Below are 15,822 nucleotides of genomic sequence, written 5' to 3' on the forward strand. Positions count from 1 at the left end.
CTTCCCCTGTGCCCATGCCCAGCCTGTCCATCGTCATCGTCGCCAAGAACGAAGCGCTCAACATCGTCGACTGCGTGCGGTCGGCCAGCTTCGCAGATGAAGTGATCGTGCTGGACTCGGGCAGCACCGACGGCACCGCTGACCTGGCTCGGGCCGAAGGCGCCCGGGTGATCGTCACGCCCGACTGGCCGGGCTACGGCCCGCAGAACAACCGCGGCATCGACGCAGCCACCGCCGACTGGTTCTTCTCGCTCGACGCCGACGAGCGCATCACGCCGGCGCTGGCCGCCGAGATCCGCACTGCCATCGCCCGCGAGGGCGTCGACGGGTATCGCGTACCGCGCGTGTCGATGTACTGCGGCCGCTTCATGCAGCACGGCGGCTGGCGTCCCGACTACACGCGGCGGCTTGCGCGCCGCGGTTGCGGCCGCTTCACCGAGCACTACCTGCATGCCAACCTGCAGGTCGAAGGCCCGGTGGGCACGCTGCACGAATCGATCGTCCACTACAGCTTCCGCACCATGGAGTCGGTGCTGGAGAAGATCAATCGCTATTCCAGCGCCAGCGCCCGCGACATGGTCACGGCGGGGCGCAAGGGGTCGCTGGGCCGCGCCGTCCTGCACGGACTGTGGGCGTTCGTGCGGACCTACGTGCTGCGCCTGGGGTTCCTGGACGGGCGCTGGGGCTTCATGCTGGCCGTGTCCAATGCGGAGGGCACGTACTACCGCTACGTGAAACTGTGGCTGCTGCAGCAGGGCGACGTACCGGAGAACCTCAATCCATGAGGACGACCTTCGTCGTCCTTACCTACAACCGTTCCGACGCCCTGCTCGCGGTGCTGCGCGCGCTGGCGCCGCAGTGCGGCGCGGCGCACGAGGTGGTCGTGGCCGACGACGGCTCGCGGCCCGAGCACGTCGAGGCTTTGCGCCGCGGGCTGCCGGCCTTCGCCTGCCCCGTGCGGCACGCGTGGCATCCCGACGTGGGCTTCACCGCGGCGCGGGCGCGCAACCTGGGCACGCTGCAGGCCACCGGCGACTATGTGGTGTTCCTCGACGGCGACTGCATCCCCTCGCGGCACTTCGTGGCCGCGCACGAGGCGCTGGCGCAGGCCGGCTGCTTCGTCAACGGCAGCCGCGTGCTGCTGGACGAGGCGCTGTCGCGGCGCGTCGCGGCGGGCGAGGTGGACCTGGCCGCGCTCGGCGTGGCCGACTGGCTGCGGCTGCGCGCGGCGGGCCACGTCAACAAGCTGGCGCACCTGGTGCAGTGGAACGGCGCGCCGGGACGCATCGAGCGCGCGTTCCGCTGGAAGGGCATCCGCAGCGCCAATTTCGGCGCCTGGCTGCGCGACCTGCGCACCGTCAACGGTTTCGACGAGACCTTCTCGGGCTGGGGCCACGAGGACGCGGACCTGGTGCTGCGGCTGCACCACGCGGGCATCCTGCGCAAGAATGGCTACCTGGCCACCGAGGTGTTCCACCTCTGGCACCTTGAACACGGACGCGACCGCGAAGGGCACAATCGCGCCCGCGTCCACGAGCGCATGGCCACCGGCATCGTCCGCGCGCAAGCGGGGCTGGCCGAGGCCGCGGCGGCATCGCCGCCGGTCGTGACGGAACTCAATCGTTGAATGGAGACACGAAGCCCATGATGACACCAGCTACCTGGCGCCGGCGCCACCTGATGGGTTTGATCGGCGCGGCCGCGGCGCTGCCCGCCTGGGCCCAGTTCCGCGTCGAAGTGACCGGCGTGGGCCTGACCCAGTTGCCCATTGCCGTGGCCCCCTTCCGGGGCGAGGGCGAGGCGCCGCAGAAGATCGCCGCCATCGTGCAGGCCGACCTGGAGCGCAGCGGCCAGTTCCGCGCCATCGCGCCGCGCACCGGCGGCGTCCTGGACGAGACCAGCCGCCTCGACGTGGCGCCCTGGCGCCAGGCCGGCGCCGACTCGCTCGTGGTGGGCAGCGTCGCGCGCCTGGCGGACGGCCGCTGGGACGTGCGCTTTCGCCTGTGGGACGTGGTGCGCGCGCAGGACCTGGGCGGCCAGAGCTATGCGGTCACCGCGGGCGACCTGCGCCTGGCCGCGCACCGCATCGCCGACTTCATCTACGAGAAGCTCACGGGCGAGCGCGGCGTGTTCTCCACGCGCATCGCCTACGTCACCAAGAACGCGAGCCGCTACAACCTGTGGGTCGCCGACGCCGACGGCGAGAACTCGCAGTCGGCCCTGAGCAGCCCCGAGCCGATCATCTCGCCGGCCTGGTCCGCCAGTGGCGGCCAGCTCGCGTACGTGTCGTTCGAGTCGCGCAAGCCGGTGGTCTACGTGCACGAGGTCGCCACGGGCCGCCGCCGGCTGCTGGCCAACTTCCGCGGCTCCAACAGCGCGCCTGCCTGGGCGCCCGATGGCCGCAGCCTCGCCGTCACGCTCAGCCGCGAGGGCGGCTCGCAGCTGTACGTCATCGACGCCGGCGGCGGCGAGCCGCGCCGCCTGCTGCAGTCCACCGCGATCGACACCGAGCCGGTGTACGCCCCCGACGGCCGCAGCATCTACTTCGTCAGCGACCGCGGCGGCTCGCCGCAGATCTACCGCGTGCCGGTGGGCGGCGGCACGCCCGAGCGCGTCACCTTTACCGGCAGTTACAACATCTCGCCGGCCATCAGCCCGGACGGCCGCTGGCTCGCATTCATCTCGCGCATCCAGGGCACGTTCAAGCTGCACGTGATGGAACTGCCTTCGGGCAACGCCACCGCGATCACCGACACCACCGCCGACGAGAGCCCCAGCTTCGCGCCCAACGGCCGGCTGATCGTCTATGCCACGCGGCAGAATGGGCGCGAAGCGCTCATGACGAGCACGCTGGATGGCAAGATCAAGGCCCGGCTGGCTGGGCAGGGCGGCGACATCCGCGAGCCCGACTGGGGGCCTTTCCAGCGCTGAATTCAACAAGGAGAAATGAAACAATGATCCGACGCATCCTCCCCGGCCTGTTGGTGGCCGCCACCCTGGCTGGCTGCGGTTCCAGCGTCAAGCTCGCCGACGTCCCGGTCGAAGACCGCAAAGGCACCACCGTGGCCCCGTCGCAGGGCGACACGAGCGGCACGCAAAGCCGCGTGGAGCCCGTGAACGCCAATCCGGCCACCGACCTGCGCGGCGGCCCGGCCAACGTCTCGCGGCTGGTGTACTTCGATTACGACAGCTTCGTGATCAAGCCCGAGTTCCAGTCCATCATCGAATCGCACGCGCGCTTCCTGCGCGCCAACCCGCAGCGCAAGGTCGCGCTCGAGGGCCACACCGACGAGCGCGGCGGCCGCGAGTACAACCTCGCCCTGGGCCAGAAGCGCGCCGAGGCCGTGCGCCGCTCGCTGGCGCTGCTGGGCGTGGGCGACGCACAGATGGAAGCCGTGAGCTTCGGCAAGGAAAAGCCGGCGGTGGCCGGCACCGACGAGGCCTCGTGGGCGCAGAACCGCCGCGTCGAGATCGCCTACCGATGAAGCGCGCCGCACGCCACCTGCTCGCGCCGGTGCTGGCCTGCGCCGCCCTGCTGCCGCTGTCGGGCCATGCGGCCCTGTTCGAGGACGACGAGGCCCGCCGCGCCATCCTCGAGCTGCGGCAGAAGGTCGACGCGCAGCGCGCCGCCGGCGACAAGCAGGACGCCGACCTGCGCGCGGAGAACGAGCAGCTGCGCCGCAGCCTGCTGGAGTTGCAGAACCAGATCGAGGCGCTGCGCGGCGAACTCGCGCGCATGCGCGGGCAGGACGAGCAGATCGCGCGCGACCTGGCCGAGGTGCAGCGCCGCCAGAAGGACCTGGCGCAGGGCGTGGACGACCGCCTGCGCAAGTTCGAGCCGACCAAGGTGACGGTCGACGGCCGCGAGTTCATGGCCGATGCCGGCGAGCAGCGCGACTTCGAGGCCGCGCTCGCGGTGTTCCGCAAGGGTGACTTCCCGGCGGCGCAGGCCGCTTTCACCGACTTCGCGGGCAAGTACCCGCAAAGCGGCTACCGGCCCTCCGCGCTGTTCTGGCTGGGCAACGCGCAGTACGCCAACCGCGACTACCGCGGCGCGCTCGCCAACTTCCGCAACCTGCTCGCGCAGGCGCCGGACCATGCGCGCGCCCCCGAGGCGGTGCTGTCCATCGCCAACTGCCAGATCGAGCTGAAGGACAACGCCGGCGCGCGCCGCACGCTCGGCGACCTGGTGAAGGCCTACCCGCAGTCCGAGGCCGCCGGCGCGGCCCGCGAGCGGCTCGCCCGCCTGCGCTGATGCACGCCCTGGAGGCGGCCGCGGACCTGGACCGCCGGTTCGGCGGCCTCGATCGCCTGTACGGCGTGGCCGGGGCACGGGCCATCCGGCGCGCCTGCGTCGCGGTGGTCGGCATCGGCGGCGTCGGCTCCTGGGCCGCCGAGGCGCTGGCGCGCAGCGGGGTCGGCTCGCTGGTGCTGGTCGACCTCGACCACGTGGCCGAATCCAACATCAACCGCCAGGTGCATGCGCTCGAAACCACCATCGGGCAGGCCAAGGTGCAGGCCATGCGCGAGCGCATCGCGCAGATCCATCCCGGCTGCCAGGTGCACGGCGTCGAGGACTTCGCCGAGCCGGACAACTGGCCCGGCCTGCTGCCGGTGCCGGTGGACGCCGTCATCGACGCCTGCGACGAGGTCAAGGCCAAGGTCGCCATGGCCGCGTGGGCACGCAGTTCGCGCACGCCCTTCATCACCACCGGCGCGGCCGGCGGCAAGCGGTTCGCGCACCTGGTCGACATCGACGACCTGTCGCAGACCACGCACGACCCGCTGCTGGCGCAGGTGCGCTACCGGCTGCGCAAGTTCCACGGCGCGCCGCGCGAGGGCAAGCGCATCGGCATCCCGTGCGTGTTCAGCCGCGAGGCGGTGGCGCCGCCCGATCCGTCGTGCGCGGTCGACGGCGACGGTTCGCTCAACTGCTCCGGCTACGGTTCCGTGGTGACGGTGACGTCCACCTTCGGTTTTTCTGCGGCCGGTTGGGTGCTCGAGCAACTCGTTCGTCGAAACACGACAACAAGCACGCTATAATCACAGGCTTTGCTGCAATCGATCAGCAAGAAGCGTGTGGGACGTTAGCTCAGTTGGTAGAGCAGCGGACTTTTAATCCGTTGGTCACAAGTTCGAATCTTGTACGTCCTACCAAAAATTCGAAGGGTCAGCCGTCATCGGCTGGCCCTTTTTTTCTGCCCGCGCGCTAGGCGTGCGGCACGGCCAGCACCACCTCGCGGCCGGCGCGCACCAGGGTGACGGTCGCGCGCTCGTCCAGCGAGCGCAGCGAGACCTTGTAGCGCGCGTCGGGGGTGCGGGTGCGGCGCTCGATCCCGATGACCTCGAAGAACCGGTCGTCGTTGGAGATCTGCAGGATGTCCCCGCGGATCACCTTGTGGACCGCTCGCAGTTCGGTGGCTCTCATGGCGTGGCGCCTTTCAGTGGGTGTCTGGGACGCCGGCTTGCGGTCCGCAGCCGGCTCGGCCCATGGTGCGCCCGGGGCGCGGAGCGCGCCGGCGCGCTGATGGAAACACTTTGTGCACCGGGGCGGCGCGCCGCTGCATCGGGGCGGTTGGCGGGGCATCATGGGGGCCGACCAACGATTCCATTTCCATGAGCAGGATCCGTGACCGCGAGATGACCGACCGCGCCGGCCGCGACGAGGCCGCGCTGCGGCAGACGCAGCAGTCGGCGGCCGGCGAGGGCCACCGGCCCGTCGAAGCCTACCCACCGCACGGCGAGCCGTCGCCGCAGGCGCGAAGCAGCGACGCCAGCGACGAACTGTCACGCGCCTACGTGCAGGCCCTGGACGCCGAACGCGCGGCCTGGGACGGCGTGGTCGCGCTGCCGGGCGACCCCGCGTTCTCGGAGGCGGCCTGGGACGCGTGGCGCACGGCCGTGGAGGAGCGGGACCGCGCGACACGGCTGCTCCTCAACTACGCGCTGACCGAAGCGGGCTCGGCGACACCGCCTTGATCGAGCCGCTGCTCCTGAGCGTCGCGCGCGTGCTGACCTTCGACGGCCAGCGCCCGCTCACGGCCGGCTCGAGCTTCTTCTTCCGCCGCGACGGCCGGCTGTTCCTGGTCACGAGCCGGCACGTCTTCAGCGATCCGCCGTCCGGCCACCACCCGGATCGCATCGAGATCCGGATCCACGCGGATCGCGAGAACCTGAGCCGCACGGCCCTGGTGTCGCTGCCGCTCTACGCGGGCGGCCGGGCCCTGTGGGTGCAGGGCCGGGACTCGGCCGGCGACGTGGACGTGGCGGTGCTCGAGATCCCGCCGTCCCAACTGCCGGAGCCGGCGGTCCTGAGCGCCTTCGATCCCAGCCACCTGCTGACAGACTTTTCCGGCGTGGAGGTCGGGGCTTCGCTGGTGCTGGTGGGCTTTCCGCTCGGGTTCTACGACACCGTCCACCAGCTGCCGGTCGCGCGGCAGGCGATCGTCGCCTCGGCCTTCGGCGTCCGGTTCCAGGGCCAGGGCTACTTCCTCACCGATGCCAGGATGCACCGGGGCGCGAGCGGGGCGCCCGTGGTGATGCGACGCGGCACGCCGTCGCCCATGCCCTGGTCGCTGCTGGGCATCCACTCGTCCCGGCTCGACATGGGCACCCGGAACGCCGCGGAGGACGAGTCGCTGGGACTCAACTGCGCCTGGTACGCCGACATCCTGCTGACGCTGACCGCTCCCGCGCCCGGCCTTGGTCCGGCGTGAGCAGCGCGCCGGCGCCGGCGCATCCCCCATTCGCAGGAGATCTTCCCGCCCGCGTGTAGGAGGTCACCCACAGCCGCTGTGGACAACTCTGTGAGGAAGCCTTGGGTGTGCGAGGCAAAGTGGCGTGGACATTCGCTTTCGACAGAGTGCCTCTTTTTTGAGCACGCCGGACCTGCGGGCGGTGCACGTCACCAAGCTGTTGAACTGGTAGGCGCCGCGTCGCAAACGTAACCATGCTCAGCCATTGTGTTCAGCCGCCGGTCAGGGTCCCTGGGCAGCGCGCGGCCCGGCTGGCTCGTGCGCAGGGAAGGCGCGCACCGCGCGACGCGTCGGTGGTGTTTCCGTAGCTCGGCTGTTGTTACCCGCGGGCACAGAGCGCGGCAGGCCGCTGGCTACGATCCGCTGCGTTGTCGAGCCAGCCCATGTCCGCCGTCCTTCCCTTGCCCCCCGATTCGTCCGCCGCCAGCACCTTGCGCGTGGCGGGGCAACCCGGCGTGGCGCCGCTGGCCGACCAGGCCATCCAGGTCGTGCTGGGCATGCTGCGTGAGCAGACGGGCATGGACGTGGTGTTCGTGCACCACTACAGCGAGGGCGCGCGGCGCTTCCGCGTGGTCGAGGCGCTGAGCCACGGGCCGGCGGCCGCGGTGGCGACGGGGCAGGCCAGCGGCACGTCCGCCGGCGGCCAGCTGCTGGAAGTGCAGGTCAAGTTGCCCGACGGGCGCGTGCACGGCAGCCTCTGCGGTTTCGTCGCGGAGGTGGACCCGGCCCAGGTCGAGCGCAAGCTGCGCACCTTGCGCCACGGCGCCCGGCTGGCCGCGCGCCTGCTGGACAACCAGGCGGTGCTGCGCGAGCTCGCGCGCCAGGCGCTCAGCCACTGAGGCTGAGGCGCCGGGCCTCAGCCCTGCGTCTCCAGCGCCTCGATCTCGCCGGACAGGGCGAGCCAGCGCTCCTCCGCCTGCTCCAGCTCCTGCGTCACCTGCTTCAGGCGCTTGCCGGCCTCGGCGATCTGTGCGGGCGGCAGCGGGCTGGACAGCTCGCGCTCCAGCGCCTCCTTGTCCCCCTGCAGCTTCGCCATCCGGGCCTCGACCTGGGTGAGCTCCTTCTTCAGCGGCTTGGTGCGCGTGGCGAGCTGCTGGCGCGTGGCGGCGTCCAGGCGGCGCTGCTCCTGCGGACTGGCGGCAGGTGCCGGCGCGGGAGCGGGCGCGGATGCCGGGGCGGCCTGCGGCGCCGCGGCCGCGGCCGCGGTCTCGAGCCGCGCCCGCTCGCGCAGCCGCTTGGCCTCGTCCAGCAGGTAGCGCTGGTAGTCGTCGAGGTCGCCGTCGAACGGGCCCACGCGGCCGCCGCCCACCAGCCAGAACTCGTCGCACACGGCGCGCAGCAGCGCCCGGTCGTGGCTGACCAGCATCACGGTGCCCTCGAACTCGTTCAGGGCCATCGACAGCGCCTCGCGCGTGGCGAGGTCCAGGTGGTTGGTCGGCTCGTCCAGCAGCAGCAGGTTGGGGCGCTGCCAGACGATCATCGCCAGCACCAGGCGTGCCTTCTCGCCGCCGCTCATGGTGCCCACGGCCTGCGCCACCATGTCGCCGGTGAAGTTGAAGCTGCCCAGGAAGTTGCGCAGCTCCTGCTCGCGCGCCTGCGGCCCGACGTCGCGCGCCAGACGGATCATGTGTTCCAGCGGGTTCGACTCGGGGGTCAGGACGTCCAGTTCCTGCTGCGCGAAGTAGCCGATGTGCAGGCCCTTGCCTTCGGTGATCGTGCCGGACAGGGCCGAGATCTCGCGCGCGATGGTCTTCACGAGCGTCGACTTGCCCTGGCCGTTGGCGCCGAGGATGCCGATGCGCTGGCCGGCCAGCACCGAGCGGTTGACGCCCGACAGGATCACCTTGTCGCCGTAGCCGAGCACGGCGTCGCTGATGGCGAGCATCGGGTTGGGCAGGTTGGCCGGCTCCTTGAACTCGAAGGTGAAGTCGGCCTCGGCCAGCACCGGCGCGATGCGCTCCATCCGCTCGAGCGCCTTCACGCGGCTTTGCGCCTGCTTGGCCTTGCTGGCCTTGGCCTTGAAGCGGTCGATGAACTTCTGCAGGTGCGCGACCTTCTCCTGCTGGCGCGCGAACGACGCCTGCTGCAGCTCCAGCTGCTGCGCGCGCAGGGTCTCGAAGGCGCTGTAGTTGCCGCCGTAGCGCGTGAGCTTCTGGTTCTCGATGTGCAGCGTGACGGTGGTCACCGCGTCCAGGAATTCGCGGTCGTGGCTGATCACGATCATGGTGCCGGCGTAGCGCTGCAGCCAGGCCTCCAGCCAGACCAGCGCGTCCAGGTCCAGGTGGTTGGTGGGCTCGTCCAGCAGCAAGAGGTCCGACGGGCACATCAGCGCGCGCGCCAGCTGCAGCCGCATGCGCCAGCCGCCGGAAAAGCTGTTCACCGGCTGCGAGAGTTCGTGCACCTGGAACCCCAGGCCCAGGATCAGCGCCTGCGCACGCGGCACGGCGTCGTGCTCGCCCGCGTCGGCCAGGTCCGAGTGCGCGTGGGCGATGCGCATGCCGTCGCCCTCGACCTCGGCCTGCGCCAGCTCGTCGCGCAGTTCCATCAGCCGCGTGTCGCCGCCCAGCACGAAGTCGGTGGCGCTCTCGTCGCTCTCGGGCATGTGCTGCGCGACCTGCGACAGGCGCCACTGCGCGGGCAGCGAGAACTCGCCGGCGTCCTCGTGCAGGGTGCCGTTGAACAGCGCGAACACGCTGGACTTGCCGGCGCCGTTGCGCCCCACCAGGGCGACCTTCTCGCCCGGGTTGAGCGTGACCGAGACGCTGTCCAGCAGCACCTTGGCGCCGCGGCGCAGGGTGAGGTTGCGAAGGCTGATCATGGCTGGACGAGCGCCTCGCGGGTGAGCAGCAGCACCTGGTCGGCGCCGGCGCTGGTCTCCAGCCACACCGCCTCCAGGCGCGGGAACGCGCGCTCGAAATGCTCGCGCTCGTTGCCGATCTCCAGCACGAGCACGGCCTCGGGCGCCATGTGCGCCGGCGCGCCGGCGAGCAGGCCGCGGATGAAGTCCATGCCGTCGGCGCCGCCGGCCAGCGCGATGCCGGGCTCGGCGCGGTATTCGGCGGGCAGGGCGGCCATGCTGGCACTGTTGACGTAGGGCGGGTTGCACAGGACCAGGTCGTACGGGCCCTGCACCGACTGCCAGCCGTCGGACTGCAGCAGCCGGATGCGGTCCTGCAGGCCGTGGCGCCCGACGTTCAGGCGCGCGACCTCGAGCGCGTCGGCCGAGATGTCCGCGGCGTCCACCTGCACGTCGGGCCAGGCCATGGCGGCCAGCACGGCCAGGCTGCCGTTGCCGGTGCACAGGTCCAGCACGCGCCGCGTGCGGTCGGACAGCCACGGGTCGATGGCGCCGTCGGCCAGCAGCTCGGCGATGAAGCTGCGCGGCACGATGGCGCGCTCGTCGACATGGAACGGCACGCCCTGCAGCCAGGCCTCGCCCGTGAGGTAGGCGGCGGGGCGGCGGCTGGCGATGCGTTCCTGCACCAGCGCGAGGGCGGCGGCGGCGCGCTCGGGCGCCACGCTGTCGGCGGCGTGGGCGTCCAGCGCATCGAGCGGCAGCCCGAGCTTCCACAGCACGAGCCAGGCGGCTTCGTCGAATGCGTTGGTGGTGCCGTGGCCGAAGGCGACGCCGGCGGCGTCCAGCCGGGCGGCACAGTCTTCGATGAGATCGATCAGGGTCATGGGGTGAGTGTGATGCGGGAGGCGCTCCGGCATCCGATGGCGGCAAGGGAAATGGGCCTGGCTGGCGGGGCGGGCCCGCCTTCGCAGGCTAGGCGCGCGCCTCGAGTCCTTCCAGCGTGCGGCGGTAGATGTCCTTGAGCGGCTCGATGTCGGCCACCCGCACGTGTTCGTCGATCTTGTGGATGGTGGCGTTCACCGGCCCGAACTCCACCACCTGCGGGCAGATGCGGGAGATGAAGCGGCCGTCGCTGGTGCCGCCGGTGGTGGACAGCTCGGTCTCGATGCCGGTCTGGCCCCGGATGGCTTCGCGCATGGCGTCGACCAGCTCGCCCGGCGGGGTGAGGAACGGCTGGCCGCCGAGCACCCAGTCCAGCCGGTAGTCGAGGCCGTGGCGGTCCAGCACCTCGTGCACCCGCGCGCGCAGGCCCTCGGGGGTGGACTCGGTGGAAAAGCGGAAGTTGAAGTCCGCCACCAGCGTGCCGGGGATGACGTTGGTCGCGCCCGTGCCCGCATGGATGTTGCTCACCTGGAAGCTCGTGGGCGGGAAGAACGCGTTGCCGGCGTCCCAGGCCAGGCCCGCCAGTTCGGCCAGCGCCGGCATCGCCAGGTGGATCGGGTTGCTGGCCAGCTGCGGATAGGCGATGTGGCCCTGCACGCCGCGCACGGTGAGCTTGCCCGACAGGCTGCCGCGGCGGCCGTTCTTGATCATGTCGCCCAGCCGCTCGACCGAGCTGGGCTCGCCGACGATGCACCAGTCGAGGCGCTCGCCGCGCTCCTTGAGGCGCTCGCACACCACCGCCGTGCCGTCCACCGACGGGCCTTCCTCGTCGCTGGTGATCAGCAGTGCGATGGACAGCGCCGGGTCCGGGTGCGCGGCGAGGAATTCCTCGACGGCGACGGTGAAGGCGGCGATGGACGTCTTCATGTCCGCCGCGCCGCGGCCATAGAGGTTGCCGTCGCGGTGGGTGGGCATGAACGGGTCGCTGCTCCACTGCTCCAGCGGGCCGGTGGGCACGACGTCGGTGTGGCCCGCGAAGACGACCGTGCGCGGCGAGCGGCCGGTGCGCCTGGCCCACAGGTTGGTGACGCGGAAGCTGTCGGGGCCGCTGGCGATGGTCTCGCAGGCGAAGCCCAGCGGCGCGAGCCGCGCGCGCAGCACGTCCTGGCAGCCGCCGTCGTCGGGGGTGACGGACCGGCGGGCGATCAGCTGTTCGGTGAGGTAGAGCGCCTGCAAGCCGGCCTCAATGCTTCACGTCGAGCGTGATCTCGGTGAAGGACGGCTCGTCGGCCAGGTCCTCCTCGCTCGCGCCGTCCTCGGGCCGCGCATTCGCGTTGCCGCCGCCGAAGTCGTTCTGCAGGCGCCACTGCAGGTTGGTGGGCGAGTCGGCGTTGGCGATGCCCTCCTTGCGGTCGACGACGCCCTCGACGATCAGCTTGGCGATCGCCTGCTCGAAGGTCTGCGAGCCCTCGGCCATGGACTTCTCCATAGCCTCCTTCACGCCCGAGAAGTCACCTTTCTCGATCAGCTCCGACACCAGCTTGGTGTTGAGCATCACCTCCACCGCCGGCGTGCGCCCGCCGTGCACGGTGCGCAGCAGGCGCTGCGAGACGATGGCCTTGAGCGCCGCCGCCAGGTCGCCCAGCATGGTGGGACGCACCTCGACCGGGTAGAAGGACAGGATGCGGTTGAGCGCCTGGTAGCTGTTGTTGGCGTGCATGGTCGCCAGGCACAGGTGGCCCGACTGCGCGTAGGCGATGGCGGCCGACATGGTCTCGCGGTCGCGGATCTCGCCGATCAGGATGACGTCGGGGGCCTGGCGCAGCGCGTTCTTCAGCGCCGTCTGCATCGACTGCGTGTCGCTGCCCACCTCGCGCTGGTTGACCACCGACTTCTTGTTCTTGAACAGGAATTCGACCGGATCCTCGATGGTCAGGATGTGGCCGGCCGCCTTCTCGTTGCGGTGGTCCATCATCGAGGCCAGCGTGGTGCTCTTGCCGGCGCCGGTGGAGCCCACCATCAGCAGCAGGCCGCGCTTTTCCATGATCAGGTCGCCCAGGATCAGCGGCACGTTGAGCGACTCCAGCGGCGGGATCTCGGTGGTGATGTAGCGGATCACCGCGGCGTAGCTGCCGCGCTGGCGCATCGCCGAGAAGCGGAAGTTGCCCACGCCCTCGATCGCGTGCGCCATGTTCAGCTCGCCGGTCTCCTCCAGCTCGCTCATGCGGCGCGCGGGCAGCACCTCGGCCAGCAGGGCCTTGGGCGCGTCGGGCGGCAGCAGCTGGTTGTTGATCGGCAGGCACTGGCCGTTGATCTTGATCATGGCCGGGGCGTGCGCCGACAGGTAGACGTCCGAGGCCTTCTTCTCGCCCATCAGCCGCAGGATGCGCTCCATCGTGCTCATTGGTCACTCCTTCCCGGTCATGTTCTTGCGCCGGCCCCGCGGAGCCGGCCCCTCGTCGTCAGTCGCGCAGCAGGTCGTTCAGGCTGGTCTTGGCGCGCGTCTGCGCGTCCACCCGCTTGACGATGATGGCCGCGTACAGGTTGTAGCGGCCGCCGTCGCGCGGCAGGCTGCCGGAGATCACGACCGAGCCGGCCGGCACGCGGCCATAGGTCGTCTCGCCGGTGGCGCGGTCGTAGATCGGGGTGCTCTGGCCGATGTACACGCCCATCGAGATGACCGAGTTCTCCTCGACGATCACGCCCTCGACGATCTCCGAGCGGGCGCCGATGAAGCAGTTGTCCTCGATGATGGTCGGGTTGGCCTGCAGCGGCTCGAGCACCCCGCCCAGGCCCACGCCGCCGGACAGGTGCACGTTCTTGCCGACCTGCGCGCACGAGCCCACGGTGGCCCAGGTGTCGACCATGGTGCCCTCGTCGACGTAGGCGCCGATGTTCACGTAGCTGGGCATCAGGATCGCGCCCTTGGCGATGAAGCTGCCGCGGCGCGCGACGGCCGGCGGCACCACGCGCACGCCGGTGGCCGCCATCTCCTCGGGCGTCAGGTGCGCGAACTTGGTCTGCACCTTGTCGAAGAACGCCAGGTCGCCGGCCTTCATCACCGCGTTGTCGCTCAGGCGGAACGACAGCAGCACGGCCTTCTTGATCCACTGGTGCACCGTCCACTGGCCCACGCCCTGGCGGGTGGCCACGCGCAGGTGGCCGTTGTTCAATTCGGCGATGACGTGCTCGACGGCCTCGGTCACCTCCTTCGGGGCGGACTGGGGCGAGAGGCTGGCGCGGTTGTCCCACGCGGTGTCGATGGTCTGCTGCAGCTGTGCGGTCATGGGCGGTTGGAGCTGGGATGGTTCTGGACGAATTGGACGATGCGGTGCGCGGCTTCCAGGCATTCGGCGGTTGGTGCCACCAGGGCCATGCGCACGCGGCCGGCGCCGGGGTTGCGGCCGCCGCTCTCCCGGGCGAGGTAGCTGCCCGGCAGGACGGTGACATTGTATTGAGCCAGCAGGTCGCGGGCGAAGGCCTCGTCGTCGCCGCCGGGCACGCCGGCCCAGAGGTAGAAGCCCGCATCGGGCAGCCTGACGTCCAGGGCCCCGGCCAGCACCGGCGTCACCTCGGCGAACTTGCGCCGGTACTGGGCGCGGTTGTCCACCACGTGCGCCTCGTCGCCCCAGGCGGCGATGCTGGCGGCCTGCACGGGCGGGGCCATCGCGCTGCCGTGGTAGGTGCGGTACAGCGCGAAGGCCTTGAGCAGCGCGGCATCGCCCGCCACGAAGCCGCTGCGCAGGCCGGGCACGTTGCTGCGCTTGGACAGGCTGGTGAAGGCCACCAGGCGCGGGAAGCCCTCGCGCCCGAGCCTGGCGGCCGCCTCGAGCCCGCCCAGCGGCGGCTCGTCGCGGAAGTAGATCTCGCTGTAGCACTCGTCGGAGGCGATCACGAAGCCGTGCCGGTCCGACAGCGCGAACAGCTTGCGCCATTCGTCCAGCGGCATCACGGCGCCGGTGGGATTGCCCGGCGAGCAGACGTACACCAGCTGCGTACGGGACCACACGGCTTCGGGCACGCTGTCCCAGTCGACCGCGAAGTTGCGCGCGGGGTCGGACGGGGCGTAGTACGGCTCGGCGCCCGCCAGCAGGGCCGCGCCCTCGTAGATCTGGTAGAACGGATTGGGGCACACGACGACCGGCTGCCCACCCGCGCGACGGCCCGGGTCGATCACCGTCTGCGCGAAGGCGAACAGCGCCTCGCGCGAACCGGTGACCGGCAGCACCTGGGTGGCCGGGTCCAGCGCCAGCGCATAGCGGCGCTGCAGCCAGCCGGTGAACGCCTGTCGCAGCGCGGGCGTGCCGATCGTGGGCGGATAGGCCGCCAGGTCGGAGCCCGGCTGCTCCAGCGCCTGCGCCAGCGCCTGCTTGATGAACGCGGGGGTGGGGTGCTTGGGCTCGCCGATGCCCAGGCTGATCGGCGCGTGGGCCGGGTTCGGGGTCACGCCCGCGAACAACCGCCGCAGCCGCTCGAAGGGGTAGGGCTGCAGCCGGTCGAGGAGGGGATTCATGGGTGCCGATTATCGCGTGCACGCTGTAGGAACCCGCTGATCGACGCCGGGGCCGCCAGGCCCGATGCTGGCTGCTTTTTCGGCGCGGCGGGAAGGGGTCAGGCCATGGAACGGTTCCGGGACAAGGTGGTGGTCGTCACGGGCGCGGGCTCGGGCATCGGCGAAGGCATCGCGCGGCGCTTCAGCGCCGAGGGGGCGAACGTGGTCCTGGCGGGCCGGACCCAGGACAAGCTGGATCGCGTGGCCGCGACGCTGCCGCCCGAGCGCACGCTGGTGCAGGTCACGGACGTCGCGAAGTACAGCCAGGTCGAGGCGCTGGTCGAGGCCGCGGTGCGCCGGTTCGGCCGCCTGGACGTGATGGTCAACAACGCCGGCATCGCGCCGGAGGGCCAGGTCGACCAGGCGTCGCTGCAGGACTGGGAGGCGACCATGGCCACCAACGCCGGCGGCGTGTTCCACGGCTGCCGCGCGGCCATTGCCCACCTGCGCAAGAGCCGAGGCTGCATCGTCAACATGGCGTCCGTGTCGGGCCTGGGGGGCGACTGGGGCCTGTCGTTCTACAACGCCTCCAAGGGCGCCATCGTCAACTTCACCCGCGCGCTCGCGCTGGACCACGGCAAGGACGGCGTGCGGGTCAACGCCGTGGCGCCCAGCTTCACCCTCACGCCGATGACCGAGGACATGCAGGGCGACCCCGAGCTGGTGGCCCGGTTCATGGAGCGCATGCCGCTCGGGCGGCCGGCGACGCCGGCCGACATCGCCGGCGTGGTGGCGTTCCTGGCCAGCGAGGACGCGGCCATGGTCACCGGGGTGTGCCTGCCGGTGGACGGCGGCGTCACGGCGTCCAACGGCCAGCCGTCGATGGTGTGAGCGGC

17 protein-coding genes and 1 tRNA gene are annotated in these 15,822 nt (G+C 71.1%); 11 read left to right on the top strand and 7 right to left on the bottom strand.

Annotated features, from left to right (window positions below; translation table 11 throughout):
• The first annotated feature begins 14 nt into the window (after positions 1–14).
• The 7 genes from AC3ANR_RS11245 to AC3ANR_RS11275 all read left to right on the top strand — a co-directional run bounded on the left by AC3ANR_RS11245 (position 15) and on the right by AC3ANR_RS11275 (position 5,157).
• Entirely contained in the window at positions 15–785 is a 771-nt protein-coding gene (locus AC3ANR_RS11245) for a glycosyltransferase family 2 protein (RefSeq protein WP_488288200.1), read from the top strand.
• The gene (locus tag AC3ANR_RS11250; RefSeq protein WP_488288201.1) at positions 782–1,627 is read left to right on the top strand and encodes a glycosyltransferase; all 846 of its coding nucleotides are present in this window, start codon (positions 782–784) and stop codon (positions 1,625–1,627) included. The genes AC3ANR_RS11245 and AC3ANR_RS11250 overlap by 4 nt, the downstream gene beginning before the upstream one ends.
• A gap of 20 nt (positions 1,628–1,647) precedes the next feature.
• Positions 1,648–2,931, top strand: a complete 1,284-nt coding sequence (gene tolB / locus AC3ANR_RS11255; RefSeq protein ID WP_488291790.1) for a Tol-Pal system beta propeller repeat protein TolB — start codon at positions 1,648–1,650, stop codon at positions 2,929–2,931.
• 23 nt (positions 2,932–2,954) lie between these two features.
• Positions 2,955–3,485 carry a peptidoglycan-associated lipoprotein Pal gene (pal, locus tag AC3ANR_RS11260; RefSeq protein ID WP_488288202.1) on the top strand — a complete coding sequence of 177 codons (531 nt, stop codon included), beginning with the start codon at positions 2,955–2,957 and terminating at the stop codon, positions 3,483–3,485.
• The gene (gene ybgF, locus AC3ANR_RS11265; protein WP_488288203.1) at positions 3,482–4,255 is read left to right on the top strand and encodes a tol-pal system protein YbgF; all 774 of its coding nucleotides are present in this window, start codon (positions 3,482–3,484) and stop codon (positions 4,253–4,255) included. The genes pal and ybgF overlap by 4 nt, the downstream gene beginning before the upstream one ends.
• Positions 4,255–5,043 (top strand): tRNA threonylcarbamoyladenosine dehydratase, encoded by a 789-nt coding sequence (locus tag AC3ANR_RS11270; RefSeq protein WP_488288204.1) that lies wholly within the window; start codon positions 4,255–4,257, stop codon positions 5,041–5,043. The genes ybgF and AC3ANR_RS11270 overlap by 1 nt, the downstream gene beginning before the upstream one ends.
• A 38-nt stretch (positions 5,044–5,081) precedes the next feature.
• Positions 5,082–5,157, top strand: a tRNA-Lys gene (locus AC3ANR_RS11275).
• Between the two features lie 52 nt (positions 5,158–5,209).
• On the opposite strand, the gene AC3ANR_RS11280 is transcribed toward AC3ANR_RS11275, so the two are convergent.
• Positions 5,210–5,428 carry a hypothetical protein gene (locus tag AC3ANR_RS11280; RefSeq protein ID WP_488288205.1) on the bottom strand — a complete coding sequence of 73 codons (219 nt, stop codon included), beginning with the start codon at positions 5,426–5,428 and terminating at the stop codon, positions 5,210–5,212.
• 188 nt (positions 5,429–5,616) lie between these two features.
• Between AC3ANR_RS11280 and AC3ANR_RS11285 the strand changes: the two genes are divergently transcribed.
• The 3 genes from AC3ANR_RS11285 (at position 5,617) to AC3ANR_RS11295 (ending at position 7,594) form a co-directional block, all read left to right on the top strand.
• Positions 5,617–5,979 (top strand): hypothetical protein, encoded by a 363-nt coding sequence (locus AC3ANR_RS11285; RefSeq protein WP_488288206.1) that lies wholly within the window; start codon positions 5,617–5,619, stop codon positions 5,977–5,979.
• Positions 5,976–6,716: a S1 family peptidase gene (locus AC3ANR_RS11290; protein ID WP_488288207.1), complete on the top strand. Its 741-nt coding sequence runs from the start codon at positions 5,976–5,978 to the stop codon at positions 6,714–6,716. Before AC3ANR_RS11285 ends, AC3ANR_RS11290 begins: the two co-directional genes overlap by 4 nt.
• A 422-nt stretch (positions 6,717–7,138) precedes the next feature.
• On the top strand, positions 7,139–7,594 hold the full coding sequence (locus tag AC3ANR_RS11295) for a hypothetical protein (protein WP_488288208.1): 456 nt from the start codon (positions 7,139–7,141) through the stop codon (positions 7,592–7,594).
• Positions 7,595–7,611: 17 nt separating this feature from the next.
• Here the strand turns inward: AC3ANR_RS11295 and AC3ANR_RS11300 are convergent, their stop codons facing one another.
• The 6 genes from AC3ANR_RS11300 to dapC form a co-directional block, all read right to left on the bottom strand.
• Positions 7,612–9,573, bottom strand: a complete 1,962-nt coding sequence (locus AC3ANR_RS11300; protein WP_488288209.1) for an ABC-F family ATP-binding cassette domain-containing protein — start codon at positions 9,571–9,573, stop codon at positions 7,612–7,614.
• Entirely contained in the window at positions 9,570–10,436 is an 867-nt protein-coding gene (gene prmB, locus AC3ANR_RS11305; RefSeq protein ID WP_488288210.1) for a 50S ribosomal protein L3 N(5)-glutamine methyltransferase, read from the bottom strand. Before prmB ends, AC3ANR_RS11300 begins: the two co-directional genes overlap by 4 nt.
• Positions 10,437–10,524: 88 nt before the next feature.
• Positions 10,525–11,670: a succinyl-diaminopimelate desuccinylase gene (dapE, locus tag AC3ANR_RS11310; RefSeq protein ID WP_488288211.1), complete on the bottom strand. Its 1,146-nt coding sequence runs from the start codon at positions 11,668–11,670 to the stop codon at positions 10,525–10,527.
• A 7-nt stretch (positions 11,671–11,677) separates the two neighbouring features.
• Positions 11,678–12,838, bottom strand: a complete 1,161-nt coding sequence (locus AC3ANR_RS11315; RefSeq protein WP_488288212.1) for a PilT/PilU family type 4a pilus ATPase — start codon at positions 12,836–12,838, stop codon at positions 11,678–11,680.
• A gap of 58 nt (positions 12,839–12,896) precedes the next feature.
• The gene (gene dapD, locus AC3ANR_RS11320; RefSeq protein ID WP_488288213.1) at positions 12,897–13,721 is read right to left on the bottom strand and encodes a 2,3,4,5-tetrahydropyridine-2,6-dicarboxylate N-succinyltransferase; all 825 of its coding nucleotides are present in this window, start codon (positions 13,719–13,721) and stop codon (positions 12,897–12,899) included.
• Entirely contained in the window at positions 13,718–14,947 is a 1,230-nt protein-coding gene (gene dapC, locus AC3ANR_RS11325; protein ID WP_488288214.1) for a succinyldiaminopimelate transaminase, read from the bottom strand. The genes dapD and dapC overlap by 4 nt, the downstream gene beginning before the upstream one ends.
• 105 nt (positions 14,948–15,052) lie before the next feature.
• Between dapC and budC the strand changes: the two genes are divergently transcribed.
• Complete coding sequence (budC, locus tag AC3ANR_RS11330) at positions 15,053–15,817, top strand: meso-2,3-butanediol dehydrogenase (protein WP_488288215.1); 765 nt, start codon at positions 15,053–15,055, stop codon at positions 15,815–15,817.
• The last annotated feature ends 5 nt before the right edge of the window (positions 15,818–15,822 follow it).

The sequence above is a fragment of the Ramlibacter sp. JJN2-2R genome (genome assembly GCF_057747835.1).